The organism is Paenibacillus sp. 8b26 (assembly GCF_050626875.1).
In the GTDB taxonomy this organism is placed as follows: Bacteria; Bacillota; Bacilli; order Paenibacillales; family Paenibacillaceae; genus Paenibacillus.
The window spans coordinates 1645782-1672610 of record NZ_CP192445.1 but is presented as its reverse complement, the minus strand read 5'-3'; the positions used below and the strand labels follow the sequence as shown (position 1 = coordinate 1672610).

Here is a 26829-nt window from a genome sequence, read left to right as displayed (position 1 = left end):
TTCTCCATCTCCTGTCTTCTTCTATGTCTCATACTTCTTCCACATTACGGAACAATAATTTCAACATCATGACGGCGAAAAACATCCAGCATGGCCGGGTCCGGCAAACAGTCGGTGATAACGATATCCACCTCGTATAAATCGGCAAAGCGGTAAGGAAGGTTTTTACCAAATTTGGAGTGATCCGCTAGAATGATCACCTGATCGGCCTGTTTCATCATTTGGTGCTTGAGCATACCATCCTCTTCATGATTAATGCTCAGTCCATGGACAGAAATGCCCCCGATCCCAACAAAAGCTTTGTCTACAAAATAGCGGGACAGGGTAGCGATGGCGGAAGAGCCGTAGACAAAACGGTGCTCCTTTTGCAAACGTCCGCCGAGTAGATGAATCGAAACGCCGTCCTTTTCGGAAAGAACATCAGCCTGATTAATCGAATTGGTGATGACCGAGCATTCCTGTACATGGAGCCTTTCGGCACATGCCTGTACAGTGGTGGAGGAATCGAGAATGATGCGATCTCCGTCTCGAACCATACTGGCAGCTATTTGTCCAATGACTTGCTTTTCCTCGGATACAGTGAGTAGTCTCTCTTTATAGTTTCTGGTTAATTCGTGATCCAGTGTGGGTAGAAGGGCACCGCCACGGGTTCGAATAATTTTCTGGTGCTCCTCTAGCTTTACCAGATCCCTGCGGGCCGTATCTCGTGATACATTAAAAAATTCGCAAATATCATCCACCGAAATACGCTTGTGAAGCTGTAGATAATCAACAATTTTTAGCATCCGCTCTTCTTGATACATAAAAAGCTCCTCTGTTCAAAATGATTTCGGTATTCTGTAAGTGATTATAAGTAAAGTTAAGTTATTTTGCAATATAATCTCTTTTTATGCTTCTAATAACGTGAATAAAGCAAATTTGCGTAAGTAAAAATGCGTTTTAATTCTCGGTAAACAACTCATTTTAAATTTTTAAAAATAAGTATTGTCATTCATTCTTCTATTTGATATACTCTTTCTTGTCGCCAAGTTGGTGTATAAAAATGCGGCCCGTTGGTCAAGCGGTTAAGACACCTCCCTTTCACGGAGGTAACAGGGGTTCGATTCCCCTACGGGTCATTGTTGTCTTTATGGACTACATGTTACATGCTTAAGGAAAATTCCTGAAGTCTGATGGCGGACATCCTGGATGAACAGCATGAGCCATTAGCTCAGTTGGTAGAGCACCTGACTTTTAATCAGGGTGTCGAAGGTTCGAGTCCTTCATGGCTCACCATTTATATTTTATTTTGCGGTCGTGGTGGAATGGCAGACACGCTATCTTGAGGGGGTAGTGAGCGTACGCTCGTGGAGGTTCGAGTCCTCTCGACCGCATCAATGGAATGAACGGAAAGGTCTCTCACGGTAGAGGCTTTTTTTGTTTGTGTAATGATACAATAAAGTAGTCATAATTATAAAATAATGATTCCATAGTATAATATAACGCCATAATGTTATAGAATGATAAGTATAAACTGATGAAGTGACGGTGAAAAATATGGACACTCAACTGTTGGGAGATATATCAGAAAATATTTTGGGTTTGTTTCCGATTGTGAAGAAGAAATTTTTTACCTTCGGCACGCTTGATATTCCTTTACATTTGTCGCCTAATAACTTTCAGGTATTAATGCTTCTGCGGGAGGTGCGCTTGTCTACGGTATCTGATCTATCCAAACAGCTTAATGTCTCGCGTCCGAACATGACCCCTCTTTTGGACAAGCTGGTGGAGCATGGGTTGGCCGATCGCCAGTCGTGTGACTCGGATCGCAGAGTCGTGAATGTGGCGATTACACAAGAGGGCGATGCTTTTTGTGAGCAGGTATTCAATACCTTTTCCGGTAAAATTCAAGAAAGACTGGTGCTTCTGTCGGAAGAGGATTTATTGCACCTGAGTGAAACTTTGAACGAATTAAAGCAGATTTTCCTTAAAATCGACAACGTTGCTCCGTAATTGATGTAGGCGAACTGACGGAAGGCCGCCGTTTTCTTCGGAAAACAGGCGGTTTTTGTTGCATATTGTGGTATAATGAAAACCAACATACATAATTCGGCAATTTTAACATACGTGATCTTTGAAATGAAAACAGGAAACATGATATCGTTATTTGAGAGCCTGCTAGGGAGGAAGGAACTTCTATGCAATCTATTTACCAACGAATTGAGGAGCTTATCAAGGAGCGGGGAATGACAAAAAAGGCATTCTGCGAGCAGTTGGGTATCAGTACAGGAAATTTTGGTGATTGGAAGAGAGGCAAGACGACACCGGGCACGAATAAGCTCATTGAAATCGCTTCGTTTTTTGATGCCAGTCTGGACTGGATCATGTTGGGGCGGAATGTTCAGAGTGAGGTGCTAAAGGAATCGACAGACCCTTATTTTTTTGATGCAGATAGGCAACTGAATTGCCAGGGGGAACAGCTTAGCGAAACAGAAAAGGAATTTATACTTGAGTATATTGAATTTACTCGCTTCCGTAAAGAGAAAAAACAGGAAGATTCAACGGCAGAATAAACGGGTGCAGAATATTAAAGTGATGATTACCGAATAAGTATGGTTGCAATGAAGGTTGAAATTTTGGGAATAGTTCAAGAAAAGTTAGGGTGTCGGAGGGGATAATTTTGGGAGACCAAACGATTTATCAGCGGATTGAATCCTTGATTAAGGATCGGGGAATGACAAAGAAGGCGTTTTGTGAAAAGCTCAAAATCAGCTCGGGGAATCTTGGAGACTGGAGAAGAGGCAAAACAACACCGGGGACGATGCATTTAATCCAGATTTCGGACTTTTTTAATGTATCGCTGGATTGGTTAATGAAAGGCGTCAAGCCGGGTGAGGGCGTACTTCAGGAGCAGAAGGCTGCTTATTTTTTTGGAGTAATGGGGCCATTGAATTGCCAGGCAGAGGATCTGGATACAGAAGAACAGAATTTCATATTAGAATATGTGGAATTTGCGAAATATCGTAAGCAAAAAGGTGAGAATGACAAAACACAGCCTGAATGATCTTCTCGCTAAAGATCACTCAGGTTGAAAACCCGTAAAACGGACCGACGGGTTCGATTGACGAGTTTATTTGGGTTGCCGATGTTATAGCGTGCCGTATGCTTGGGGGACGCACACATCGTTGGTTTCAGAGTGGTGATGCCTCCTTATAATCGTTATCGTCGATGTTGAGGATTGCAGCAACTTGTTTTCTGTACCTTTGTGCTTTGCGGGTGCCGTGAATCAGATTGGACAAGCGTGAAGGCGGGATGTTATGCGTTTCACAAAATGTTTTCTGATCCAGCCGAAGTTCGACAAGCCTTTGTTTGATGGCCCACCCGAAGGAGGTGACAGGCATTTTGTTGTTCAAGTGAAATCGCCCCTTACGGATTCTTGCGGAATAATTGGTGTGTTATAATAATCATCAGTAAACATGTTAGAATTAACCATCTAAAACCATGATACACGTTTATACGTGTTTTTACAATCTAAAATACGTAATTGAGATAAATTTATTACTTATTTAAGTGATAAATGGTTTGAATAATCCATCCGGAGCCTGTAAATGTGAGAAATGTCAGTTGTAATCTGGATAAAAAAAGCACTCTGCCACTGAAAAAAGTGGTGGAAGTGCTTTTGGCGTTGTGCTGGAAGGGGGAAAACAGGCATCAGGGGGATGCTGGAGGCGTATAATGGGGACAGACGAAGGAATTAGTCGAATCTTACCCGCGCTGGTGGTTGCTGCTCATATAGGGTGGCTGCGTAATGTAGGAGTTGGACCAGTGTCTTTGCAGAAGGCGACGCTGAAATGCGGTTGGCTCAGTCTCAGGGGTGTTGAATTGTTTCCATGCGTCTAGAAGCTCGTTGGTCATTCGTTGAATAACAGGATTTTTTTCCTCATAAGGAGGATGGAGTAGTTTGGAAGCATCTTCGACACAGAAGGACACTGCCGCGGCAAGGTAACCGTGAATGGTTTGCTCTACATCGTTTCCAAGAGAAACGTTAATCCAGGTATGAACGGTTGCGAGTGTGCCAATCGCATTGTATTGGATGAGTATAGCTTCGAGTTGGTCGAATTCAAGCCAAGGGTACAAAGCCTTAGCGAGCTTGAGCAGGCGTTGGCCGGATAGGCGTGACTCTTTCATGTGCTGTAGGGAAGAACGCTGGGCGTGCAGCATTTTATCAATAAGAGCGATACGCCAACCATCATTTTGCTGAACAGCGATATAAAGGCTTTTGATAGCCATGCCATCGAGGGATGTGAATTGAGGATGCAGATCGGTGCGTGCATAGTGTTCCAGGTCTTGCAGACAGGTTAAACGACCATTTCGAAACAGCTCCTTTAGCCCGTAGGAACGAGTGAAGCCACCGACAGGCAGGGAAGGGTCCAACAGCAATGCGTAGTTCAGCAAACGATTGCCTTTTTGCAAAGCGGTTCGCCTCCTTAGAGTATAGTTTTTATGACATATTAAGTGACTTTAAAAATCAGATTAAGAAAAATTTTAATGATATTATGTAATATATATTTACACTTAAGATGCTTGTATGTCAAATTAAATATTTTTATAGCATTTATATGTTAGGTTATATGACTTTTAAAATAATTATTGTATTTATGTTTACAAATAGAATACAAGGGAGTATAATAAATCTGTTGCCTCAAAACATTAGAATTTGCGGTCGTGGTGGAATGGCAGACACGCTATCTTGAGGGGGTAGTGGGCGTACGCCCGTGGAGGTTCGAGTCCTCTCGACCGCATTACATGCAAGACACAGTTAAAAAAGCATCCTGACACGTTTTTGACGTGAAGGGATGCTTTTTTGTTATATCCCTTTTTTTCTAGCCACAGGAGCAGCCGCCTGGTTCGGCTGCTTGTGAACAGTGATGAAGTGGCTTGTAAGCTTCGCTACAAGAGCTTCTCGATATCCCCCGCCAGTTTATCCGGAGTTGTCTGTGGGGCGTAGCGCTTAAATACGTTACCTTCGCGTGTAATTAAAAATTTAGTAAAATTCCATTTGATCGCTTTGGAGCCTAGTACGCCCGGAGCTGTCCGGGTGAGGTAGCGGAATAAAGGGTGTGCCTGATCGCCATTGACATCTGTTTTGGCAAACATCGGGAACGTAACTCCATAATTAATCTGGCAAAACTCCGAAATGTCCTCGCTGGAACCCGGCTCTTGCTTGGCAAACTGGTTGCTGGGAAACCCCAGGATTTCAAGACCCTGCTCATGGTATTGGTCATATAGCTCTTGTAGCGCCTTGTATTGAGGGGTTAGCCCGCATTTGCTGGCTGTATTCACGATAAGCAGAACTTTTCCTTCGTATGTGGACAACGGAATCTCTTTCCCTTGCAGGGTTTGTGCATCATATTCATAAACGGTCATGGTATCCCTCCTAATTTAATATTTTGCAATTAAATTGTAAGCAATTTAACGAGGGGTTGCAAGTCTATAATAGATGTATTGCACTGTCTGAAACTGTAAAATCGTATTTTGTTCAAAACGGCAAATGGTACTGCAAATGGGGCGAATTGCGGTGTTTCTCATCGTAAAAACAGGCTCAATCGGCGTTTATCAGGTGCATACAGCAGTTTTTCTTTCTCTTTTACAAAAAAGGGACAAAAAATGCTCTCCATACGCCAATATTGACATGCCCGTCATTTTCAAAAAGGGATGAAAAACCGAGCTTGAAGGAGCTGGGAGAAGGATATTTCAATTGTAAGCGCTATTATTAATCTTCTTTGCTCTAAAGACCGATTTATAACCCTGCAGGTGAGCTTTACAGTGTTCCTTGCGCGGGTGTATGATTCAAGACGTAATTTCAAATGAAGTGAATGAAGCAGCAACGAATTGTCTATAGCGCTGAATTTTGCAGTTGCAAAAGCGGGGGAACCAAAGGAGATCTATTCGGCTTTTAAAGGGCCGTGTGTCTCATGGGGTGAATTTTCTGGCCAAGTGCCAGAAATAGGGCGACTCTCACGTCCGAATCCGACAGCTAACCTCGTAAGCGTACAGGGAGAGGCAACAAACCGCCGTGTGCAGCCATGGTTTATTTTATCATGGTTACGTAAGAAGCCGGAGGAAAGCCTTTTTCCTTTGGCTTCTTTTTGTTGTCTTTTTATACCGGGAGAGGAGCTACTGATGGAAGGTCGGCTAATCATTGTCACTGCACCGAATGAATCGGGCAGAAATTTTGTGAAATTGCTTATGTACAAAAAACTGGCGTTTGCGGTTCTGACGAATAGCGCTCAGGAGGAACGACAGCTCAAAAAAATGGGTGTGGAGCATATTGTGCGCATCAATACGATGCAAGCGGGGAAATGGAATTTTCCCAAAAAAGAAATTGGCTGCGTGTATTTGTTTGAGAACAGCTTGAATCTGACGTGCCGTTTTCTGCAAATTTGCCGGCCGCTGACATCAGATTCGGTCTATGTCATTACACAAGGCTGTAATCCTCAAGGGATTTATCGAGGTTTGGGAGCAGACCATGTGATCTACACTTTGAATGGAGAGGTGGGTTTCCTGCTGAACGGATAGTCGCTTACGGTATGGCTAATATAAATTAAAATTTTCGAATTCATTGTATGGTGATTTTACGAGGATGTAAGAATGACGATCTGAGGACCGATACGGGAGGGTATGAACATGATGGATATATACATGCTGCTCGTGATGGGTGTGAGTTATGGAGTGATACTGCTGTTTGTACGCTGGTGTGATGCGCAGACCTCCAAAGGAGGGCGAAAAGGATGATGGTTGTGCTTACGCTTACTGTTATTGTATTTGTGTATTTAATCTACGCACTCCTGAATCCTGAAAAGTTCTAATCAGCTAAACAGGATCAAGCGGGCGGGGGACAGCAGATCGTGGATGAGACACCAGAGGCAGCGGGTTTTCGCAAACGTGTGCACTCGCCTGGTGCTATGAACTCGTCTGTTGTTCCAAAAACGCAGGAGCATTTTGAAGGAGGGAATAGATGATGGAGCTGCTGCAAATTGGAATTGTGATTGTGATATTGCTGCTCTTGGTGAAACCAGTGGGCACCTATATATATCATGTGTTCTCAAATGAACCGAATCGGACGGATCGGGTGTTTGGCGGAACGGAGAAGCTGATTTATAAGGTTATAGGATTGAAAAAGCTGGAGAGCATGCGCTGGACCACGTACGTTATGAGCTTCATTGCTACGAATGTCGTGCTTGTGGCGGTCAGCTATGTGCTGCTGCGCTTGCAGGGACTGCTTCCCGTTAATCCGTCTGGAAATGGCAATATGGAAGCGTCACTTGCTTTTAATACAGTGATCAGCTTTATGACTAATACAAATCTCCAGCATTATAGCGGAGAAAGCGGACTTACGTATTTGACGCAGATGGCGTTCGTTACGATGATGATGTTCACTTCGGCTGCTTCCGGTTTTTCGGTTGCTGCGGCTTTTATGAGAGGATTGACGCGGCGCGGTGAAGGGATGGGCAACTTTTTTCAGGATTTTATCAAAGCGATTATACGGATTTTTCTTCCGTTGGCCTTTGTACTTACGCTGGTGCTGGTTGGACTGAAAGTACCGCAGACACTTCAGCCTGCGGCGGATATCACGACGCTAAGCGGAACACAGCAGCAGATTGCTTTGGGACCCGTTGCTTCGATGGAATCGATCAAGCATTTGGGTACGAACGGGGGCGGTTTCTATGGGGCCAACTCGGCGCATCCTTTTGAAAATCCAAATCCCTGGACGAATGTGCTGGAAATTTTGGCGATGTGGGTGATGCCGGCTTCGCTGCCGTATACCTTTGGACTGTTCGCCCGTAATCGCAAGCAGGGCTGGATTATTTTTAGCTCCATGATGGTATTGTTCCTCGTCTTCCTATCCATTACGTATGTGTCGGAGAAAACGGGCAATCCGTTGATTCATGCACTGGGTGTGGATGCTTCTCAGGGAAGCATGGAAGGGAAAGAGGTTCGCTTCGGCATTGGACAATCGGTGTTGTTCACGGCTGTAACGACGGCGGCAACCACAGGCTCGGTGAATAATATGCACGATACGCTGACCCCGCTGGGCGGTATGGCTGCTTTGGGTGAAATGATGCTGAACGTCATTTTCGGCGGTAAGGGCGTCGGGCTGATGAATATGCTGATGTACGCGATTCTGGGTGTGTTTATATGTGGATTGATGGTCGGCAGGACGCCGGAATTTATGGGCAGGAAAATTGAAGGCAAGGAAATGAAGCTGATCGCGATTGCCATTTTGGTACATCCGTTTCTCATTCTGGTGCCGACTGCGCTCGCTTTTATGAGCCATTGGGGGTACGATGCGGTCACAAACCCCGGATATCACGGGTTGACTCAGGTGATATATGAATATGCTTCATCTGCGGCTAATAACGGCTCGGGATTTGAAGGTCTTGCGGATAACAACGTATTCTGGAACACGACAACAGGGATTGTTATGTTCTTCGGACGATATGTATCTATAGTTGCACTGTTAGCTGTAGCGGCTTCATTGAATGCCAAAGCACCGACTCCCGTGACGATGGGCACACTTCGCACGGACAACAAGCTGTTTGGGGCGATTTTAATCGGGGTTGTGCTGTTGATCGGCGCGTTGACCTTTTTGCCCGTAATCGTATTGGGGCCTGTGGCTGAATTTCTGACCATGTGAAGAAGATGAACAGGAAGAAGAAAATGAGAATGGATGAACGGGGTGCTTGATCATGAAGGAACAACGCAAACGCATGCTGGACAAAAGCATCTTGAAGCATGCGATCAAGGATAGCTTTATGAAATTAAATCCGATGATCATGATGAAAAATCCTGTCATGTTCGTCGTGGAGATCGGCACATTGGTCGTGCTGCTCATGCTGCTGTTTCCCGGTTATTTTGGAACTGGTAACGAAATGGGCTTTAATCTGGCTGTTTTTATCATCCTGTTGTTCACGTTGCTTTTTGCTAACTTTGCCGAAGCGCTCGCAGAGGGGCGGGGGAAGGCGCAGGCTGCCTCTTTGAAGAAATCCAAGCAGGACACACAAGCCAATAAGCTTGTCGGGGATGAGATTCAGGTGGTCAGCTCGACCGAGCTGCGCAAAGGTGACATTGTGATGGTGTCCCAGGGCGAGATGATTCCGAGTGATGGTGAGGTGATTGAAGGTCTTGCTTCAGTGGATGAATCGGCGATTACGGGAGAATCGGCTCCAGTGATCAAGGAATCGGGCGGTGATTTTTGCTCAGTAACCGGCGGGACGCGCGTGGTCAGTGACCGAATTAAGGTGCGGATTACGACAGAGCCGGGTGAGACGTTCATTGATAAAATGATTTCGCTCGTGGAAGGCGCACAGCGGCAAAAGACGCCGAACGAAATTGCGCTGAATACCCTGTTGATCAGTTTGACGATTATTTTTCTGATCGTGGTGGTGACGCTGGCACCGATTGCCCGTCATTTTAACATTGACCTGCCTGTTCCCGTGCTGATCTCGTTGCTGGTCTGCCTGATTCCTACAACGATTGGAGGACTGTTGTCAGCCATCGGGATTGCTGGTATGGACCGGGTCACCCAGTTTAACGTGCTGGCCATGTCAGGCAAGGCAGTAGAAGCATCCGGGGACATCAACACGATGATTTTGGACAAAACAGGGACAATCACCTTCGGTAACCGGATGGCGAGCCAATTCGTGCCTGTAGGCGGCGTAGAGGAGACAGAGTTAGTGAAGTGGGCTGCGATGAGTTCGATGAAGGATGAGACGCCTGAGGGGCGCTCAGTTCTGGAGTTGATGCGTAAGCAGGAGCACACGCTGGATGAATCCTTGGCAGCAGGCGGGACCTTTATCGAGTTCAAGGCGGAAACCCGGATGAGCGGTCTGGATCTGGCCGATGGACAAAAGGTACGTAAGGGCGCGGTGGACTCTGTCCGGCAGTGGGTACTATCGCAAAACGGCAGCGTTCCAGCCGATCTGGAGGAAAAAGCGAATCAGGTGGCCTCTGAAGGAGGTACGCCGCTGGCTGTCGCGCTGGATGATCGGATATATGGCATTATTTATTTGAAGGACACGGTGAAGCCGGGCATGAAGGAGCGATTCGATCAGCTCCGGGAAATGGGCATACGCACGATCATGTGTACCGGGGATAATCCGCTGACAGCCGCGACAATTGCACGGGAAGCGGGTGTGGATGATTTTGTGGCTGAAAGCAAGCCGGAGGACAAAATCGCAGTCATTCGCCGTGAGCAGGAGCTGGGCAAGCTGGTTGCCATGACCGGAGACGGTACGAATGATGCTCCTGCGTTAGCACAGGCTGACGTCGGGCTGGCCATGAACAGTGGTACGGTCGCGGCCAAGGAAGCCGCCAATATGGTAGACCTGGATTCCGATCCGTCCAAAATTATTGAGGTGGTCGCTATCGGCAAGCAGTTGCTTATGACACGCGGTGCTTTGACAACGTTCAGTATCGCAAACGATGTTGCCAAATATTTTGCCATTATTCCGGCGATGTTCATGCTGGCGATTCCGCAAATGAGCGCATTAAACGTGATGGGGCTTGGCTCTCCGTTGTCCGCTATTTTGTCGGCGCTGATCTTTAATGCTGTTATTATTCCGCTTCTGATCCCGCTGGCCATGAAGGGCGTGAAGTATAAGCCCATGAGCTCGGATCGTCTGCTGGGACGGAATTTGCTGATTTACGGTTTGGGTGGTATGGTGGTGCCGTTTGTCGGCATTAAGGCCATTGATTTGCTGGTGCATTTGTGGATTTAACGCAACCTGTGAAGGTGTGCATTTCGGATACTGAATGGAAGCAGAAAGGGTGAGCAACATGAGTGGCTTTTATCGGATGATGTCCGGACGCAGATTTGCTGCACACGAAAAGGCCGGGTCTGCCGGGCAGGGGAATAACAAGCGTCCAGAGACGGATGCTGTGCCGAATGGACAGCCGGAGAGACAAGAGATGCGGGGAGGCACCATTATAGGAGTGGCCTTGCGTACCTCGGTACTGATGATCCTCCTGTGTGGCCTCGCTTATCCGCTGGTTAGCACGGGCGTGGCACAGGTATTGTTTCCGCAGCAGGCGAATGGCAGTATGCTTCGTAATGCGGAGGGTCAGGTAGTCGGCTCCGAGCTGATCGGGCAGTCTTTTGCGAATCCGGCGTTTTTTCAGGGGCGGATATCAAGCATTGATTATAATGGGGCCGGTTCAGGCTCCAGTAACTACGCACCGTCCAATCCGGCCTTGATACAGAGGGTTAAGGATTCGATAGCAGGTTGGCAGAAAAATAATCCGGATGTACCGATCAGTCAGGTTCCGGTGGACCTGATTACGAACTCCGGCTCCGGCCTGGACCCGCATATCTCGCCACAGGCGGCACGGGTTCAAATTCCGCGTATTAGCCGCTTGACGGGTATTGCGCAGGATAAACTGAAAGCACTGGTGCAGGAGCAGACCGAAGACCGCAGCGCCGGAGTATTTGGAGAGCCGCGTGTGAACGTGCTCAAGCTGAACCTTGCGCTTGAAGCGCAAGTGCAGGTACAGTCAGCCAAGCGGTAAGTTGGACGATGGATTAGGATAATTAAAAAAGGTATCCCGGGTTGCAATAAGCCAAGGGGATACCTTTTTCTTGATTTTAAAGTGTTGCTTGCCTCTCAATGACCTGAAATGGTTTGAGCGATGAGTACCACATTCAAGATAATAATGACAGCGGTCACGATCCAGGCTAATACTTTTTGCCATGTTTTGTTCGCAAACTCACCCATACGCTTTTTGTCGTTGGTGAAGATCAGCAACGGGATGATGGCAAAGGGAAGCTGGATGGACAGAATGACCTGACTTAGCACGAGCAACTCTTCGGCCCCTTTTTCCCCCGCGATTGCTGTGACAATCACCGCTGGAATGATCGCGATGAGTCGGGTCACCAGACGGCGCAGCCAAGGCGCGAGACGGAGGCTGAGAAAGCCCTCCATGACGATTTGCCCGGCTAAGGTACCGGTTACGGTTGAATTCTGCCCGGAAGCGAGCAGCGCCACCCCGAACAGGATACTGGCGAGTGTGGTTCCAAGTAATGGCGACAGCAGATAGAAAGCATCGCTGATTTCCGCCACATCGGTTTTTCCTGCGGTATGGAACACGGCTGCGGCGACGATCAGAATCGCGGCATTGATAAACAGGGCGAACATGAGCGCTATACTCGAATCCCATGTTGCGAATTTGATAGCCTCTCGTTTGCCTGCTGACGTCTGCTCGAATTTACGAGTTTGTACGATGGACGAATGCAGGTACAGGTTGTGAGGCATCACGGTAGCGCCCATAATACCGATGGCGATATACAACATGCTTGGGTTGGTCAAAATTTGTGAGTCCGGTACAAAGCCACCCATCACGCTGCTCCATTCCGGCTTAGCCAAAATGAGATTGATGCCAAAGCAGCCGGCAATCGTCACCATCAGTACAATGACCAGCGTTTCCAAAGCACGAAAACCTTTATTTTGCAGTAATAAAATAAGCATGACATCAAATGCGGTAATCAGAACACCGTACAATAGTGGTATACCGAACAGCAGTTTGAGTGCAATGGCTGAACCGATGACCTCGGCCAGATCCATGGCTGCAATGGCGATTTCGCATAAAAGCCACAAGCCGATCGCCACCGGGCGACTATAGGCTTCGCGGCACATCTGAGCCAGATCTTTGCCTGTGGCAATACCAAGTTTGCCGGATAAGGCTTGTAGCAGGATGGCCATCAGATTGGAGATCAGAATGACACTGAGCAGTGTATAGCCAAATTGCGATCCGCCTGCAATGTCTGTAGCCCAGTTGCCGGGGTCCATATAGCCGACAGCGACCATATAGCCGGGTCCGGCAAAGGCGAGGAATTTTCGAAACCAGGTGCCGTCCTTCGGGACGTTCAAGGAACGATTCACTTCCGATAGTGAAGCGATTTCCGCCAGGTCCCCTTTTGTATTTCTCATACGCTTCACCTTCTTTATCCATGTTGGAATATATTATTAGTGACATAACTATTGCTTTATCCCTATTGTACACCCACAATAGTTTTTGTCTAGTGCAACTTTTATGTGGTCAAGCAAGTTAATCTTATTTTATAGATATAATGAAAAAACCAAACTTTCTCTTCATCCATATTTCAAATGATTCATTTTGTGTGGTTTGTTTAAAGTACATACGAGAAGGAAATCATCATTAACATGGCGATGATCCCAGCGAATGTAAACCATGTAAAGAAGGAGAGATGAAATCATGGAAGCATTATACACAGCATCAGCAACGGTACATGGCGGAAGAGACGGTTCTGTCGCTTCATCGGACGGAGTTTTGAAGCATAAGCTCAGTACACCGAAGGAATTGGGTGGTGCAGGTGGAGAGGCCACGAATCCCGAGCAATTGTTTGCGGCAGGCTATGGCGCCTGTTATGAGAGTGCATTGGCTAATGTAGCCCGCAAAGCCAAGGTAAAAGTGGATAATGTTGAGGTCACCAGCCACGTGTCTATAGGTAAGGACCCGAACGACGGCGGCTTCCAATTGGCGGTGCGTCTGGACGTGAAAATACCGGGTATTGAACGTTCTCAGGCCGAAGATTTGGCACGTCAAGCGCATGATTTTTGTCCGTATTCCAAGGCGACTCGTGGCAACATTGACGTCGAGCTGAACGTCATTTGATCGCGAAGCACATATCTCTACGTTCCTGCCGCCGATTCATCGGCGGCTTTTGCATATAGACCTTGATTCGCGGAGATCCGAGACTATTTGACATCATCGCCAAAATTCATTAAGATGGCTTAGGTGATTCTGGTCATCAGGTACGAAACAAATTTGAAAAATACGGGTGATATGATGTCTTACAGACCGAATATTGTTAATTTCACGCTGGCTGGCAGCAACGAAAAAGAAGGGCTTTATGAGTTTAAAATGAGTTTGGCCGATGGAACGGAGTGCCGCGTTTTTTCTCAACGTAATCCGGAGTGGACCTTGACGAATATCAGTCGATTGCTAACGACGCCTTGCCCGGTATGCCATAAGGATTTTATCTGCAAGTGTATGGATAAGTTCCATGATGAGTTTTTAGAGCAAATTAATTCGAAACAGCTGTTTGAGAAAGCATTGAGCTAGTTCTCAAAACAGGTAAAAGCCTATACATTGTTAAACAAGCGTCGGATGATTTCGGCGTTTTTTTGTTTATACTCATACTGTTGATTGTATTCTGTTGTTTATTTCCCGGAGGTGAAATGCATGTATGAAGCAGTCTGATCATTCGATTGTGTTGGTGGATGGGGTATGCCATTTTTGTCAGGGAGCGGCCCGCTTCATTATTAAGCGTGACCCGAAGGGGACGTTTCATTTTGCTTCCCTGCAATCCGAGCAGGGACAGAAGCTTCTGCGTGCAGGAGGATTGTCAACGGATCAGTTGGATACATTCGTACTGATCGAAGACGGTATGTATTACACAAGGTCAACCGCGGCTTTGCGGATTGCCAGACATCTGCGTTTTCCATATCCGCTGGCCTATGTCTTCATCCTCGTTCCCCGCTTTATACGCAATGCAGTCTATAACTGGGTGGCACGTAACCGATACCGCTGGTTTGGCAAGGATGAAGAGGATCAATGTCAGATCCCCCCACCAGAAATTAGGCAACGATTTTTTTAACTATTCAGGATTCAGGTTTCGGAGGAGCAACTTCCTTTTTAGAGTCCTTTTTGGAGCGATGACGACGAATCTGCCATATCACAACTACCGCAATCAGGATCAGGCCCGCAACGGCTACATATAAGATATGACGCAGATTGGGTACGTTGACGGATAACTTTAGCTCATTAGATTCTAATGGGGCAATATTCCAACGCAGCGTTTTTCCGTCTGCCGATACACTATCGGCATTGCTGGCTGCGGGCTGGATCGGTAAGGATATGCTAAAATTTAGATCAAACTGCCGCTCCACTATTTTGCGTGCGAACACATTCATTTGCTCTAATTTGTCACCGAGTCCCCGAGCTTCCTCAGGAAGCATCCGTGGCAGATCGAGCTTCATTGTAAGATCATAGTTAGTTGTGAAAAAATGTGGGGTCACAGCGCGTTTAAATTCTAATCCCTCAGGTAGATTTAGACCCTGATGGGGATTTTTTTCGCTTGCACTCCAATCTCCTTGATAGTGCCCCTTGATTTGATAACCCTTTCTTCCCTGCTCAGATAGTGGCTGAACATTTAGATTGTTGCTTTGAATCCGCTTGGCCAAGCGGTCCAGCAGTCTTGGATTATCCAGCATCACTAGCGTCTGATTGTTTACACTGAATGAAGCATCCATATCCACACTTTGATCCAGATGAACATCTACATGGACGTCCCCCCGTGCACAGGAAGTGAGAGGGATCAGACAGCACAGCAGCACAAAAATGAGCAGCATTTTCCGTGTTCGATGTTGTTGATGCTTGTCCCGGTAAGGGCCGTATCCTGTTTGCTCCATGATATTCCCCTTCTTTATATATGTTCTTTCGTTTAACGATTGGATATCTTCTATATATTACACATTCGGAGAGCTAAAATCGAACGGACTGACAGGATAAATAGATTTTTATATTTAAAATGTTTCCTTAGGGAAACATTTTAGTGTATACTCTAAAATATAGTATTAGGAAAAAATAATTGACATCATGAAATAGTTTGTCCCAAATACATATAAATAGAGGAGGATGTTGAAACATGAATAAACGGTTTAAGACGACTGTACCGCGATGGGCTTTGATGGCAGGAACATTGTTCCTGGTTTTAGTTGTAGCAAGTGCATGCACTAATAGTAAGAAGGTGGAGCAGGGAGCTACCGGAGAGACGGGGCAAAAAATAAAGGCCACAGCTACCATTGGCATGATTTCTGATATTGTCGGCAAGGTAGGCGGTAATCATGTGGAGGTTACAGGCATTATGAAGTCAGGCGTTGACCCACATTTGTACAAGGCTTCTCAGGGAGATATGCGCAAACTGGATCAGGCGGATATTATTTTTTATAACGGACTACATCTGGAAGGAAAAATGCAGGATATTTTGGAGAAGATCGGCAAGCAAAAACCTGTCGTACCTGTGTCCAAAAATATTGCTCAGGATCAGTTGCGCTCAGGTAGCCCGGAAATGGGGTCGGAGCATGATCCGCATATCTGGTTTAACGTACAAAACTGGATGTCTGCAGTAGAAACCGTCAGAGATGAATTGTCGACGCTGGATGCTGCTCATGCGGAGGATTATAAAGCGAATGCAGAAGCTTATCTCGCTGAACTGCGGAAGCTGGATGATTACACGAGGGAGCAGATTGCCAGCATACCAGAAGCCCAGCGCGTGCTTGTCACGGCCCATGATGCTTTTGGCTATTTCAGAGATGCTTACGGCATTCAAGTGAGAGGCCTTCAAGGAATGAGTACAGAATCCGAAGCGGGTTCTCAGGATGTGACCAAGCTGCGTGATTATTTGGTTGAACATAAAATCAAGGCTATATTCGTAGAATCCAGCGTTCCGAGAAAGGCCATAGATGCGGTCATCCAGGGAGCAGCGCAGCAGGGCCATACAATCAAGGTTGGCGGCGAGCTGTATTCGGATGCGATGGGTGAGGAAGGCACGGAAGACGGTACGTATATTGGAATGGTCAAGCATAACGTTAATACGATTGTTAAAGCTCTTAAATAAAGGAGGAGGAAACACATGGAGCATTCACCACTTGTGGTTCGTGATTTATCTGTAGCTTATCAAAAAAAGCCCGTTCTGCTTGACGTTTCCTTCGAGGTGCCGGAAGGCAAGCTGATTGGTATTATCGGTCCGAACGGGGCTGGGAAGTCCACGCTGATCAAGGCTGCGCTTGGACTAATCCCGAAGCTCAGAGGCGAGGTGTTGGTTTACGGCAAGCCTTATAAACAGCAGTTGCTCAAGGTTGGTTATGTGCCGCAACGTGAGTCGGTAGATTGGGATTTTCCGACGAACGCGCTGGATGTGGTCATGATGGGACGATACGGCAGACTCGGCTGGTTCAAGCGGCCAGGAGCCGCTGATCGTCAGGCTGCGCTGGAAAGTCTGGACAAGGTAGGCATGAGCGACTATGCGGACAGGCAGATCAGTCAGCTATCCGGCGGGCAGCAGCAGCGTGTTTTTCTAGCCAGAGCACTTGCGCAGGACGCTCAGCTTTATTTTATGGATGAACCGTTTGTAGGTGTGGACGCTGCAACAGAAAAAGCCATTATTTCATTGCTCACAGATTTGAAGCGGCAGGGGAAAACGGTACTTGTCGTTCATCATGATTTGTCTACGGTCACAGATTATTTTGATCAGGTCATGCTGCTGAATGGCCATCTGATGGCGTTCGGAGAGACGGCAGATATTTTCACCGAGGAAAATCTGCAACGTACATATGGCGGACGTCTGAGCATACTCAAAACAGGTCCGGATTCCGGCACGATACTCGGAGTGAGGTGAGCGGTATGACAAGCTTGGCTACGCTTTTGGCCGATCCGAATATGCAGTGGATTCTACTGGGCTGCATCTTGCTCGGTTTAAGCAGCGGCGTGATTGGCAGCTTTATGTATTTGCGCAAGCAGTCGCTCATGGGGGATGCTTTGGCACATGCGGCTTTGCCGGGGGTATGTGTAGCGTTTATGATAACGGGCACAAAATCCGTGTTTGGATTTATGATCGGGGCCGCCATTGCAGGCATTGTTGCGACTTTTGCCATTAGTGCGCTGACCCGGTACTCACGAATCAAAAGCGATTCGGCGATTGCAGCCGTGCTGTCTGTATTTTTCGGCTTTGGCATTATGCTCTTAACGGAGATCCAGCACAGCGGGGCGGGGAATCAGAGCGGGTTGGATAAATTTCTGTTTGGTCAGGCGGCAGCAATGGTATTGTCTGATGTCTACACGATGGCGGCAATTTCGGTGGTGCTAATCGGGATCTGTATATTGTTCTTCAAGGAATTTAAGCTGCTTAGCTTTGATCCCGGCTTTGCCCGTGGACTTGGTTTTCCGGCAGGCTTGCTGGATAAGCTGTTGATGCTGCTGATTGTTATTGCGGTGGTTGCCGGTATTCAGGCGGTGGGTGTCATTATGATGGCGGCCTTGTTGATTACACCTGCAGTATCGGCAAGATACTGGACCGAGAAGCTGGGGGTCATGGTGTGTCTATCGGGTTTGTTTGGTGCTATAGCGGGCTTCGGTGGAACAATTATTAGTTCTCTGGGGCAAAATCTGCCCACAGGGCCGTTGTGTGTGTTGTGTGCGACTGCCGTGTTCGGTGTGAGTCTGGTTTTTGCGCCTCAGCGCGGATTGATTTCCAAGGCGATCGTTCGTTTGAACGCCAAAAAGAATCTGGAGCAGGCAGCCGCAACCCTGCCACGAAAGGAGCGTGCCCTGTGAGTACATTTTACGTGATCTTGACTGGAATGTTAGTGGCAGGGGGATGCAGCATTGTCGGCTGTTTTCTCGTGCTTCGGAAAATGGCCATGATCGGTGATGCCATCAGCCATGCCGTGTTGCCGGGGATTGTCATTGTTTTTTTGATCAGCGGTTCCAGAGATTCGGTGTGGATGATGTTCGGTGCGGCGGTGTTGGGACTCCTGACGGTGTATCTGATTCAGTTGTTCCAGCAAAGCGGTCTGCAAAGTGACGCCGCCATTGGTGTGGTGTTTACGACATTGTTTGCCATAGGGGTTCTGCTGGTTAGCGTGTTTGCTTCCAATGTCCATCTGGATATGGATCATGTGCTATATGGTGAGATTGCATATGTGCCATGGAATACGCTGGAGATTGCCGGCGTAGATGTCGGTCCGAGAGCGTTGTGGATTACGGGTGCGATGTTTTTGATTAATTTGCTCGTGGTAGGTGTATTTTTCAAACAATTTAAAATCACTTCCTTTGATCCCGCACTGGCGGCTTCGGTAGGTATTCCGGTTGTTTTTTTTCACTATCTGCTGATGAGTCTCGTCTCGCTTACGACGGTGGCATCGTTTGAGAGCGTGGGTGCGATTCTGGTGGTCGGAATGCTCGTGGTACCGCCTCTTACGGCTTATCTGCTGACGGAGAAGCTATCCCGTATGATTGTGTACAGCGTCGGGTTTGGGGCGATCAGTTCGGTAGCAGGCTTTTACACAGCAAGTGTACTGGATGCCTCTATTGCCGCATGTATGCTGTGTGTATCGGGTTTGCTGTTGCTGCTGGCCTTTCTCTTTTCCCCGTCCCATGGGGTGGTGTGGCAAAAGTTGTTCCAGCAACGAGGACTGGTTCGTGAAGACAGCAAGTAATTCGCAGAAAGCGATCATCTACGAGTACCTAAAATAGCGTGCAGACAGGTAGAAAATGCCTGAATGCGCGTTTTTTTGCGCGTATGCTGCCCTGTGTGGCTTATTTGGGGCAGGCTGGAGCGGATCGTCTTGAATTGTTGGGGACACGGGAGTACATTCATTACAGCGATACAAGAACGGACGGAACGATCTGTCACGTTGCAGGGAGGCATGAAGATGGAGAGCTTTAAACGTAAATCACCAGAGGAAATATTGGATTCCATTAATAAACTGCATCGAGGCAGACTCAAAATATACATTGGAGCGGTCAGTGGATCGGGCAAAACGTATCATATGCTTCAGGAAGGACAATCGCTTCAGCATGAAGGTATCGACGTTGTGATTTGTGCAGTGTCGACCATGCAGCGGCGCGAGACGGTGGAGCAGGTGGGCACGCTGGAGCGGATACCCAGTATCCATTGGGTTCAGGATGGGGTAGAGCAGAAGGATTTAAATCTGAAAGCACTGGAGGAACGCAATCCCGAGGTGGTGCTGGTGGATCATTTGGCACATCGCAACCGGGAAGGCGCCCCATTTCCAACGCGGCTGGAGGATATTCAATATCTGCTGGATCTGGGTATCAGTGTCATTACGACGGTCAATGTCTATGAGCTGGAAGGAATTACGGAGTGGGTTTATCAGCTAACAGGAATAGAAGCGGAATATACAGTTCCTGTCGATACGCTGGAGCTGGCGGATGAAATTCGTCTGATTGATGTTACACCGGAAACGATTTTGGAGCGGCTGGCGAAAGGATACATGTATGCGCCCAATCCTGAGATGTTTCACCGGGGGAATTTGGGTAAGCTGCGTGAGCTGGCTCTGCGATTGGTGGCAGAAGATGTGAACGATTCACTGGAACGGCACCGAGAGGAATTGGGTCTGCACGGGGCGTCAGGAGCCGCAGAGCGTATTTTGGTGCCTGTCCAGTATCACTGGAACGGGTCCATATATGTACGCAGGGGAGAGCAGGTCGCCAAGCGGCTGGGTGGAGATATGCTGGTGGCCTCCTTTGTCGATCCGAAGCGCAAGCTGTCCAAGGAATCGGCGGCCTTCAAGCGCTCGATTGAGCAACTGGTTGAAAAGGTAGGATCGGAATTTGAAGAAATTCCGCTCATTTCCCGCAGAAGATTGCCTCGGCAGCTTATCCATTATGCGGTGGCGCGTAATGTTACCCGGATCGTTATGGGACATTCCCGGCAGACCCGATGGCAGGAGCTGGTTAGAGGTTCGCTGGTAAACGGGATTTTTAAGCGGATGAAAAATATGGACCTGCTGCTTATTGCCGACCGCGCCGAGCAGGAGGGAGAACGTATTTTGCCGACGATGAGGCAGGAAGAAGACAATGATCCATACCATCGTCTGAGCGACGAGGAAGCGCAGGCTGAGGCTGCCAAAATCCGGCGTGGCAAGCTCAAGGTATATATTGGTGCTGCCCCGGGTGTCGGTAAGACGTACACGATGCTCAGAGAGGGAAATGACCTGCTGGCAAGCGGGATTGATGTGGTTATCGGACTGCTGGAAACACATGGAAGGGCGGAAACGCTGGCAGAAGTAGGCTCGCTGGATACCGTTTCCCGTCAGATTATCGAGCGTCATGGCGTATATTTGGAGGAAATGGACACGGAAGCGATTCTCAGGCGTAATCCCGAGGTGGTCCTTATTGATGAACTGGCACATACCAATGTTCCCGGCAGTTCGAGATCCAAGCGCTATGAGGATGTATTGACGATTTTGGATCAAGGGATTTCTGTCATTTCCACAATGAATGTACAGCACCTGGAAAGCCTGAATGATGCGGTCGAGCAGATTACCGGCATTCGGGTGAGGGAGACGGTTCCCGACCGTATGATGCGGCTGGCCGATGAGGTACAGCTCATTGATGTGGCTCCCAAATCGTTGCAGCAGCGTATGCGTGATGGCAAAATATACGATCCTGCCAAAGTGGAGCAGGCGCTTAGCCATTTTTTTAAATTAGGTAATCTGATTGCCCTGCGGGAGCTTGCTTTGCGGGAATTGGCAGATGATGTAGACGAAAGGCTGGAATCCTGGGATCGGCACGAATCGCTTAGAGGGCCGTGGCGTAGAGAGGAAGTAATCTTCGTAGGGGTTACGCTCAGTAATAATGCCGAAAGACTGATTCGACGCGGCTTTCGTATTGCTTTTCGTCTGAAGGCGGTGTGGATCGTGACCTATGTTCATGTCGGTATAAGCATTCCGGAGAAGTTAAATTCCCGGGTGGAACAGTTGAAAATGCTAACCCACCGTCTGGGAGGAACCTTCGAAATCCGGCTTGTTTCCAGTCGGAGAGAGATTGCTGACATATTAATTACTCCCGTGGAAGGGTATACGGGTACGCAGTTAATTGTGGGGCAGTCCTCCAGAAGCAGCCGTTGGGGAAAGGATGCGGTCGTTCCGCAAATTCTTCGTCAAGCACGTCATATGGACGTTCTGATCGTGGCGGACTATGACCCGGACATCAAGCTGGAGGAGGGGGATTGAATCGCCCAATCCTTTTATAAATAGTCTGATGCTGGTTTCCGGTTGTTCAGTGCTTCCATAGTATATTCTATCTCAAAGAATTGGAGGCGAATTTGAATATGTTTAAACATCGTCCGCGTCATTGTCATTTCCCTAAGCCAAGAAAACGCGTTACTAAGAAAATTATTAAGGTGACTGTCATTAAGTTTGAGCCTAAACGGCATCATCGGTTTCATGAAGACTTTGTAACAAGATGTCATCATCATCGGAAACATCGCCATCATCGTCATCATGAATGTCATCGTCGTCACCACAAATTCTTCTAAGATTAAGGCAATGGAGGCGGGCTTGAATGCCCGCCTTTTGCTACATAAGGATTGTAAAGAAATTCTAACATAAAAAATGCTTGCTCTAAAATAGGCGCTGTGCTATTCTACCAGTAAATAGATTGCACGTGACGGAAGCACCGTTCACCAACCGTATGTATGTACGGTTTGATGAACGGTGCTTTTTTGCGTTGTTGTGATAGGAAAGGGGATGAGCATCATGATTCCGGTAAAGGTGGTTCTGGCTGTAGAGAGCCGGGACTATATCGAGCCGCTGCTGAATTATGTGCACGGAAGCGAGTACGCCAGGAGGCTGAGAGTAACGGCATTTTCCCAGCCAGAGGCATTTCGCCAATACATGATGGAAACGGCTGGGATGAAAAAGCCGGATGTTGTGGTGGGTGAAGCGGCTTTTTTGAGTCTGTGGACAGATCGGGAGGCTTCTGGTATTCCTTGTCTGGTGCTGCACGAGGGAGAGCAGGTGAGAGAATACGGACAACCTTTATTAAAATATCAGCCCTTGTCTGAGCTGGTGGGTTTTATTTGGGAAACGGCGAGACAGCGAACAAGTGGGCAGCAGAGCGTGAACAGCCGGGAAAGCGGAATGATTATTGGCATGGTAGCGGCTTCCGGCGGTCTGGGCAAGACAACGGCCGCACTTAATATAGCCAAGCAACTGGGAAACGAGGGCTATTCGGTTTTTTATTTGAATTTGGAAACGATGGATTCAAGCTCGTTGTTCACAGGTTCCGGCAGTTCCAATGGAGCAGAAGGGGAAGGACTATCCAGACTGCTGTATGACCTCAAGGCGGGGCATGACGGAAATCCCTTATCTATTGCTTCGTATTGTGTGCGCCGTTCTGAAATCCAGGCCGATACATTTCAGCCTGTCGATAATCGCAAGGAACTGATGGACATGACCTCTGATGAGGCGGTAGAGCTGATTCGGACGATTGCCGAGAGCGGACAGTATGACGTTGTAATCGTAGATGGCGAATCCGAAAATGGCGACCGGGCTCAGGCTGTACTCGAAGCCAGCCATAAGCTGATCTGGCTGCTGGCGGACGATTTAATGAGCATGCACAAATGCGGGCTATGGCTGGATGTTCTGGAAGCCATGCAGCCTGAAGGACTTGAAGTCATGCTGACCAAAACCCGTTTTGTGGTGAACCGTTATATGGGGACGATGGTTAACACCTTGCCTCGGGACTTTATGGAGCTGAGCGGAGCGCTGCCCTACATTCCTTCATGGAAGCAGATGCAGCATCGTGAGCTGCTGCTTAGTTCGCCGATTTATCAGCGGGAAATTCGCCAGCTGTGCCGCGAGCTGCTGAATGTGGAAACTGTAACGCAGCCGCCCGCCGCTTGGTCTTAAAGGGGGCCGATGAACATGAATGAAGAACGGTTTCGTGCATTACGAGCGGATATCCGGGGAGGCCTGGACGTCACGTCCTCGGTAGGGGATGCAGAGCTAGTGCGGCATATTGAAAATCGAATTTTGCATGACACAGAGCTGGCAGGTTTGACCTCCAGAGAAAAGCATGCGCTGGTCCGTAAAATTTTTAATTCCTTCCGTGGGCTTGATATCCTCCAGCCGTTGATCGATGATCCTACGGTTACGGAAATTATGATTAACAGTCATCGGGAAATTTTTGTGGAGCGGGCAGGTGAGGTGATCCAGGCACCCGATCAATTTGAATCCCGTGAGCGACTGGAGGATTTGATCCAGACGATTGTAGCCGGGGTGAACCGGATTGTGAATGAGTCTTCACCGATTGTCGACGCCCGATTGAAGGACGGGTCACGTGTAAATATTGTGCTACCGCCAGTTGCCCTCAAGGGACCGACGATGACGATACGGAAGTTTCCCGAGCGTCCGATGACGATGGATGACTTGATACGAATGGATGCACTGGATACAGAAGCCGCCAATCTGCTCAAGGATCTGGTACGCAGCAAGTACAATATTTTTATAAGCGGGGGTACGGGGTCTGGTAAAACGACCTTTCTGAATGCATTATCCCAATTTATCCCGCCATCGGAACGGATTATTACGATTGAGGACTCAGCAGAGCTGCAAATTGTAACCGTCCCTAATCTGGTTTCCATGGAAACACGGAATGCCAACACCGAGGGGAAGGGCGAAATCACGATTCGTGATCTGATTCGTTCCTCCCTGCGTATGCGTCCCAATCGTATTGTGGTGGGTGAGGTCAGGGGGAGTGAGGCGTTGGATATGCTGCATGACAAATCTATTAAAAGGTTATTAAAAGGAGACAGATGTTTATGGGCAAAATGATTGTACGATATAGCCTTCTTCGTAAGAATGGCTTAGGCAAGTTTATTCTGGAGAAAAAAACGGCAACTGTGAATTGTGAAATGAGCCTAAAAGATTACGAATATCAGCAGGAGAGCATAGTAAATGAGATAAGCTCAATTGAGAGCGTTAAGCCAATGCAGGTGAGAGTTACGGGGATTTTGAGACTTCCATATTCATAACATGAATAGCAGCCTTAGAACGAACGTGAGAGCTTCTAAGGAATATATCATTGTAAAGTGTAAGGAATCAAAAAAATATACTCAAACGTGTGTTGATATATGGTATATTGTTCCTGTTATTAAAGGTTTATTTCATTAAAAATGGGAGCGATGGTCGTGGGCAGAAGTCAACTATTAATAGATTTGGTGAGTAACAATTCTGACCTTGAAAACATACTTTTAAGACTGAAAATTATACTCTCAGATTTAGGTGATCAGCGAATTATTAGTTGGATAAAAGGTGAACTTGAAGGATATTCCATTGAAGATGGCGTTGAGAGTTTTCCACCTTATAGAATATTAAAAGGGAATCCTGTTGGAACATTTGTAGTAAATGGAACAACAAAGTATCGCAATCAGCAGGTTCCATTAGAAGCTTTGATAAAAGACAAAGAACTGATAAATGATATTACTGTATATTATAGTCGTGATAATATTAAAACTATTCAACATATTCTGGGTGGTGAGAACAGAGATAAATATGCTAAACAAATATCGACCTCATTTTGTCATAGTATCTCAAGATATGATCTTCAGCTTTTGACAATGAATGTTATGATACCATCCAATCAACTTGAGGAAATCGTTTCTCATGTGAAGTCAAAACTGGTTGAGATTATAATGGAATTGGAAAAACAGTTTAAAAACTTAGATGACTTAGATATTCGGTCTCAGATTGAAACAAATCATACTAAGAAAGAGCAAGTTACGATTAATATAGAAAAGATCATATATGAAGGTTCAATTGAAATTGGAGATAACAACAAAATCAAAGACTCTGGTATCGGTAAGTTTTTTAGGAGGTAAGAAATAATGAATATTAAAATCGGCGATAACAACAAGATTAAAAACTCTTCAATTGGTCATCAAGTTAAATTAAATACGGATGAAAACAATAAAAACGATCATAAGCCAAATTCATTTGCTCAAAGGCATCCAATTCTTATGTCTATAATTATTTCAATTTCCGTTGGATTTATTTTGTTATTCTCCTTTTGGAAAAATATTATTAATTTCATCGAGAGCTTATTTTGATTCTTTTAATTGAAATAACTATTCCATAAGGAGTTGTTGACAATGAAAGATGTACCATTTGGTTATGAACTTAACGAAGAAGGAAAATTGGTTGCACATCCATTTGAATCTAAAGTTGTTAAGTTGAATTTTATCCTAAGCCAGTTTGGACTAAACGAAGAAGACATAGTTGGCCTCTTTACTAAACATTCTCTCCCAAGAAGAGGGCAGAACTATGACGACGGATTTGTTTTTGAAGATAAACTGTACGATATATTTTTGGACGCTCATCGATTGCAGATGGACAAGGTTGAAGAACTGGCGATAGGAATTAGAGAGGGATTGGAGCAGAATAAAAATAGATTGGTTAATCAACATATTTCTGACCTTTTGAATATGGTTGAACTGAATAGATAGATAACTATTTCATAAGGAGGTTTTGTTTATGCTGTGTGAGCTGTGTAATTCTGAAATGTATCAAGGAAAACTAGGAGAAAAGCTATGGATATGCACTAATAGTGATTGTGAAAGATCAGATCCGCTATGGTTAAATTCAAAAGAGAAAGAGATCAAATGCAGAATTGAAGCTATAAATCAAAAGATTTCAGATTTGTCTTCGTTTAATGGTGGATCAATAAGAATGTATGCTAGTCGTTGGGTTGGTGAAGGGAGTTTTGATGTTAGATTTGATTCTGGTGAAGAAGTACAATGTCATATTATTGATGGAGTAGTAAATCCTGACAATGATAAGATTACATCGGAGATGCAAAATCGTTTTTTCAAACTTATTGAATTGCGGAAAGAAATGGCAGATACCCTATTCTAAAAATTATCATCATCAAATGACTGTTTTACTATACTAATTTGAAATGGAGTGTTAGATGTGGAGAAAGATAATAGAGACTTGGAAAAAATCATTTCCTTGTTTGAGACACAATCTGTAGAAAAGGCCAATGAGTATATCAGTGAAGGTTGGGTTTTACTTAATATCCATACGACCGACTACGGACATCCCGTGGAACGTCACCAAAACACTGTTTTTACTCTAGGTTGGAATGGCGAAAAAGGTGAAGTGAAGGTGCCGAAGAATCCTTTTGATTAATCATTCTGGCGTAGCAGGGAATTGAGGATTAACGCAATAAAATGGGCATTTC

At 46.5% G+C, this 26829-nt stretch carries 31 protein-coding genes, 4 tRNA genes, 1 pseudogene and 1 riboswitch; of the genes and pseudogenes, 30 read left to right on the top strand and 6 right to left on the bottom strand.

Features of this window, described 5'->3' with window-relative positions:
- Window positions 1-44 precede the first annotated feature (44 nt).
- Window positions 45-803, bottom strand: coding sequence for a DeoR/GlpR family DNA-binding transcription regulator (locus ACQ4MX_RS07475; RefSeq protein ID WP_025682798.1), 759 nt, complete (start codon window positions 801-803; stop codon window positions 45-47).
- Window positions 804-1046: 243 nt separating this feature from the next.
- Between ACQ4MX_RS07475 and ACQ4MX_RS07470 the strand changes: the two genes are divergently transcribed.
- From ACQ4MX_RS07470 to ACQ4MX_RS07445, 6 genes are all read left to right on the top strand, one after another.
- A tRNA-Glu gene (locus ACQ4MX_RS07470) sits at window positions 1047-1118 on the top strand.
- 81 nt (window positions 1119-1199) lie between these two features.
- Window positions 1200-1275, top strand: a tRNA-Lys gene (locus ACQ4MX_RS07465).
- Window positions 1276-1290: 15 nt separating this feature from the next.
- Window positions 1291-1373, top strand: a tRNA-Leu gene (locus ACQ4MX_RS07460).
- A 163-nt stretch (window positions 1374-1536) separates the two neighbouring features.
- Window positions 1537-1992 carry a MarR family winged helix-turn-helix transcriptional regulator gene (locus tag ACQ4MX_RS07455; protein ID WP_134910709.1) on the top strand — a complete coding sequence of 152 codons (456 nt, stop codon included), beginning with the start codon at window positions 1537-1539 and terminating at the stop codon, window positions 1990-1992.
- Window positions 1993-2177: 185 nt separating this feature from the next.
- Complete coding sequence (locus ACQ4MX_RS07450) at window positions 2178-2552, top strand: helix-turn-helix domain-containing protein (protein WP_134910708.1); 375 nt, start codon at window positions 2178-2180, stop codon at window positions 2550-2552.
- Window positions 2553-2659: 107 nt separating this feature from the next.
- Window positions 2660-3043: a helix-turn-helix domain-containing protein gene (locus ACQ4MX_RS07445; RefSeq protein ID WP_431089965.1), complete on the top strand. Its 384-nt coding sequence runs from the start codon at window positions 2660-2662 to the stop codon at window positions 3041-3043.
- 127 nt (window positions 3044-3170) lie between these two features.
- Here the strand turns inward: ACQ4MX_RS07445 and ACQ4MX_RS07440 are convergent, their stop codons facing one another.
- Window positions 3171-3392 carry a hypothetical protein gene (locus tag ACQ4MX_RS07440; RefSeq protein ID WP_029516349.1) on the bottom strand — a complete coding sequence of 74 codons (222 nt, stop codon included), beginning with the start codon at window positions 3390-3392 and terminating at the stop codon, window positions 3171-3173.
- Window positions 3393-3589: 197 nt separating this feature from the next.
- Here ACQ4MX_RS07440 and ACQ4MX_RS07435 point away from each other — a divergent pair, with 197 nt between their 5' ends.
- A complete protein-coding gene (locus tag ACQ4MX_RS07435; RefSeq protein WP_431089964.1) occupies window positions 3590-3715 on the top strand; it encodes a hypothetical protein in 126 nt (41 codons plus the stop codon).
- A gap of 29 nt (window positions 3716-3744) precedes the next feature.
- On the opposite strand, the gene ACQ4MX_RS07430 is transcribed toward ACQ4MX_RS07435, so the two are convergent.
- Window positions 3745-4434, bottom strand: coding sequence for an urease accessory UreF family protein (locus tag ACQ4MX_RS07430; RefSeq protein WP_149094635.1), 690 nt, complete (start codon window positions 4432-4434; stop codon window positions 3745-3747).
- 264 nt (window positions 4435-4698) lie between these two features.
- On the opposite strand from ACQ4MX_RS07430, the gene ACQ4MX_RS07425 reads away from it, so the two are divergent.
- Window positions 4699-4781 (top strand) — tRNA-Leu (locus ACQ4MX_RS07425).
- A gap of 148 nt (window positions 4782-4929) precedes the next feature.
- Here ACQ4MX_RS07425 and ACQ4MX_RS07420 read toward each other — a convergent pair.
- Window positions 4930-5406: a glutathione peroxidase gene (locus ACQ4MX_RS07420; RefSeq protein WP_192510397.1), complete on the bottom strand. Its 477-nt coding sequence runs from the start codon at window positions 5404-5406 to the stop codon at window positions 4930-4932.
- 465 nt (window positions 5407-5871) lie between these two features.
- Window positions 5872-6047, top strand: a riboswitch (cyclic di-AMP (ydaO/yuaA leader).
- A gap of 115 nt (window positions 6048-6162) precedes the next feature.
- Here ACQ4MX_RS07420 and ACQ4MX_RS07415 point away from each other — a divergent pair.
- From ACQ4MX_RS07415 to kdpC, 5 genes are all read left to right on the top strand, one after another.
- Window positions 6163-6558: a hypothetical protein gene (locus ACQ4MX_RS07415; protein ID WP_134910703.1), complete on the top strand. Its 396-nt coding sequence runs from the start codon at window positions 6163-6165 to the stop codon at window positions 6556-6558.
- A gap of 212 nt (window positions 6559-6770) precedes the next feature.
- Entirely contained in the window at window positions 6771-6848 is a 78-nt protein-coding gene (gene kdpF, locus ACQ4MX_RS07410; protein ID WP_431091272.1) for a K(+)-transporting ATPase subunit F, read from the top strand.
- A 152-nt stretch (window positions 6849-7000) separates the two neighbouring features.
- Window positions 7001-8677 (top strand): potassium-transporting ATPase subunit KdpA, encoded by a 1677-nt coding sequence (gene kdpA, locus ACQ4MX_RS07405; protein WP_431091271.1) that lies wholly within the window; start codon window positions 7001-7003, stop codon window positions 8675-8677.
- A 52-nt stretch (window positions 8678-8729) separates the two neighbouring features.
- A complete protein-coding gene (gene kdpB / locus ACQ4MX_RS07400; RefSeq protein ID WP_149094525.1) occupies window positions 8730-10760 on the top strand; it encodes a potassium-transporting ATPase subunit KdpB in 2031 nt (676 codons plus the stop codon).
- A 58-nt stretch (window positions 10761-10818) separates the two neighbouring features.
- On the top strand, window positions 10819-11547 hold the full coding sequence (gene kdpC, locus ACQ4MX_RS07395) for a potassium-transporting ATPase subunit KdpC (RefSeq protein ID WP_431091270.1): 729 nt from the start codon (window positions 10819-10821) through the stop codon (window positions 11545-11547).
- A gap of 95 nt (window positions 11548-11642) precedes the next feature.
- Here the strand turns inward: kdpC and ACQ4MX_RS07390 are convergent, their stop codons facing one another.
- Window positions 11643-12965: an Nramp family divalent metal transporter gene (locus ACQ4MX_RS07390; protein WP_431089963.1), complete on the bottom strand. Its 1323-nt coding sequence runs from the start codon at window positions 12963-12965 to the stop codon at window positions 11643-11645.
- Between the two features lie 286 nt (window positions 12966-13251).
- On the opposite strand from ACQ4MX_RS07390, the gene ACQ4MX_RS07385 reads away from it, so the two are divergent.
- From ACQ4MX_RS07385 to ACQ4MX_RS07375, 3 genes are all read left to right on the top strand, one after another.
- Window positions 13252-13671: an organic hydroperoxide resistance protein gene (locus ACQ4MX_RS07385; protein WP_431089962.1), complete on the top strand. Its 420-nt coding sequence runs from the start codon at window positions 13252-13254 to the stop codon at window positions 13669-13671.
- 123 nt (window positions 13672-13794) lie between these two features.
- A complete protein-coding gene (locus ACQ4MX_RS07380) occupies window positions 13795-14121 on the top strand; it encodes a hypothetical protein (protein WP_025682429.1) in 327 nt (108 codons plus the stop codon).
- A 124-nt stretch (window positions 14122-14245) separates the two neighbouring features.
- Window positions 14246-14656 carry a thiol-disulfide oxidoreductase DCC family protein gene (locus ACQ4MX_RS07375; RefSeq protein ID WP_134910697.1) on the top strand — a complete coding sequence of 137 codons (411 nt, stop codon included), beginning with the start codon at window positions 14246-14248 and terminating at the stop codon, window positions 14654-14656.
- A gap of 4 nt (window positions 14657-14660) precedes the next feature.
- Here the strand turns inward: ACQ4MX_RS07375 and ACQ4MX_RS07370 are convergent, their stop codons facing one another.
- Window positions 14661-15470: a DUF3153 domain-containing protein gene (locus tag ACQ4MX_RS07370; RefSeq protein ID WP_431089961.1), complete on the bottom strand. Its 810-nt coding sequence runs from the start codon at window positions 15468-15470 to the stop codon at window positions 14661-14663.
- 236 nt (window positions 15471-15706) lie between these two features.
- On the opposite strand from ACQ4MX_RS07370, the gene ACQ4MX_RS07365 reads away from it, so the two are divergent.
- The 14 genes and pseudogenes from ACQ4MX_RS07365 (at window position 15707) to ACQ4MX_RS07300 (ending at window position 26777) form a co-directional block, all read left to right on the top strand.
- Complete coding sequence (locus ACQ4MX_RS07365) at window positions 15707-16678, top strand: metal ABC transporter solute-binding protein, Zn/Mn family (RefSeq protein WP_431089960.1); 972 nt, start codon at window positions 15707-15709, stop codon at window positions 16676-16678.
- A 15-nt stretch (window positions 16679-16693) separates the two neighbouring features.
- The gene (locus ACQ4MX_RS07360) at window positions 16694-17458 is read left to right on the top strand and encodes a metal ABC transporter ATP-binding protein (RefSeq protein WP_431089959.1); all 765 of its coding nucleotides are present in this window, start codon (window positions 16694-16696) and stop codon (window positions 17456-17458) included.
- Window positions 17459-17463: 5 nt separating this feature from the next.
- Window positions 17464-18393: a metal ABC transporter permease gene (locus ACQ4MX_RS07355; RefSeq protein WP_431089958.1), complete on the top strand. Its 930-nt coding sequence runs from the start codon at window positions 17464-17466 to the stop codon at window positions 18391-18393.
- The gene (locus ACQ4MX_RS07350) at window positions 18390-19277 is read left to right on the top strand and encodes a metal ABC transporter permease (RefSeq protein ID WP_431089957.1); all 888 of its coding nucleotides are present in this window, start codon (window positions 18390-18392) and stop codon (window positions 19275-19277) included. The genes ACQ4MX_RS07355 and ACQ4MX_RS07350 overlap by 4 nt, the downstream gene beginning before the upstream one ends.
- A gap of 38 nt (window positions 19278-19315) precedes the next feature.
- On the top strand, window positions 19316-19507 hold the full coding sequence (locus ACQ4MX_RS07345) for a hypothetical protein (protein WP_149094533.1): 192 nt from the start codon (window positions 19316-19318) through the stop codon (window positions 19505-19507).
- Window positions 19494-21818, top strand: coding sequence for a histidine kinase (locus ACQ4MX_RS07340; protein ID WP_431089956.1), 2325 nt, complete (start codon window positions 19494-19496; stop codon window positions 21816-21818). Before ACQ4MX_RS07345 ends, ACQ4MX_RS07340 begins: the two co-directional genes overlap by 14 nt.
- Before the next feature lie 525 nt (window positions 21819-22343).
- Window positions 22344-23498, top strand: a complete 1155-nt coding sequence (locus ACQ4MX_RS07335) for a ParA family protein (protein ID WP_431089955.1) — start codon at window positions 22344-22346, stop codon at window positions 23496-23498.
- Between the two features lie 15 nt (window positions 23499-23513).
- Window positions 23514-24380 (top strand): annotated as a pseudogene (locus ACQ4MX_RS07330) (CpaF family protein); the annotation flags it as partial.
- Between the two features lie 29 nt (window positions 24381-24409).
- Window positions 24410-24622, top strand: a complete 213-nt coding sequence (locus tag ACQ4MX_RS07325) for a hypothetical protein (RefSeq protein ID WP_431089954.1) — start codon at window positions 24410-24412, stop codon at window positions 24620-24622.
- Between the two features lie 150 nt (window positions 24623-24772).
- Window positions 24773-25468 carry a hypothetical protein gene (locus ACQ4MX_RS07320; protein WP_431091269.1) on the top strand — a complete coding sequence of 232 codons (696 nt, stop codon included), beginning with the start codon at window positions 24773-24775 and terminating at the stop codon, window positions 25466-25468.
- 6 nt (window positions 25469-25474) lie between these two features.
- Complete coding sequence (locus tag ACQ4MX_RS07315; RefSeq protein ID WP_043890866.1) at window positions 25475-25696, top strand: hypothetical protein; 222 nt, start codon at window positions 25475-25477, stop codon at window positions 25694-25696.
- 42 nt (window positions 25697-25738) lie between these two features.
- Window positions 25739-26092, top strand: coding sequence for a hypothetical protein (locus ACQ4MX_RS07310; RefSeq protein ID WP_431089953.1), 354 nt, complete (start codon window positions 25739-25741; stop codon window positions 26090-26092).
- A gap of 28 nt (window positions 26093-26120) precedes the next feature.
- On the top strand, window positions 26121-26501 hold the full coding sequence (locus ACQ4MX_RS07305; protein WP_431089952.1) for a hypothetical protein: 381 nt from the start codon (window positions 26121-26123) through the stop codon (window positions 26499-26501).
- A gap of 57 nt (window positions 26502-26558) precedes the next feature.
- Window positions 26559-26777: a hypothetical protein gene (locus ACQ4MX_RS07300; RefSeq protein WP_007429558.1), complete on the top strand. Its 219-nt coding sequence runs from the start codon at window positions 26559-26561 to the stop codon at window positions 26775-26777.
- The last annotated feature ends 52 nt before the right edge of the window (window positions 26778-26829 follow it).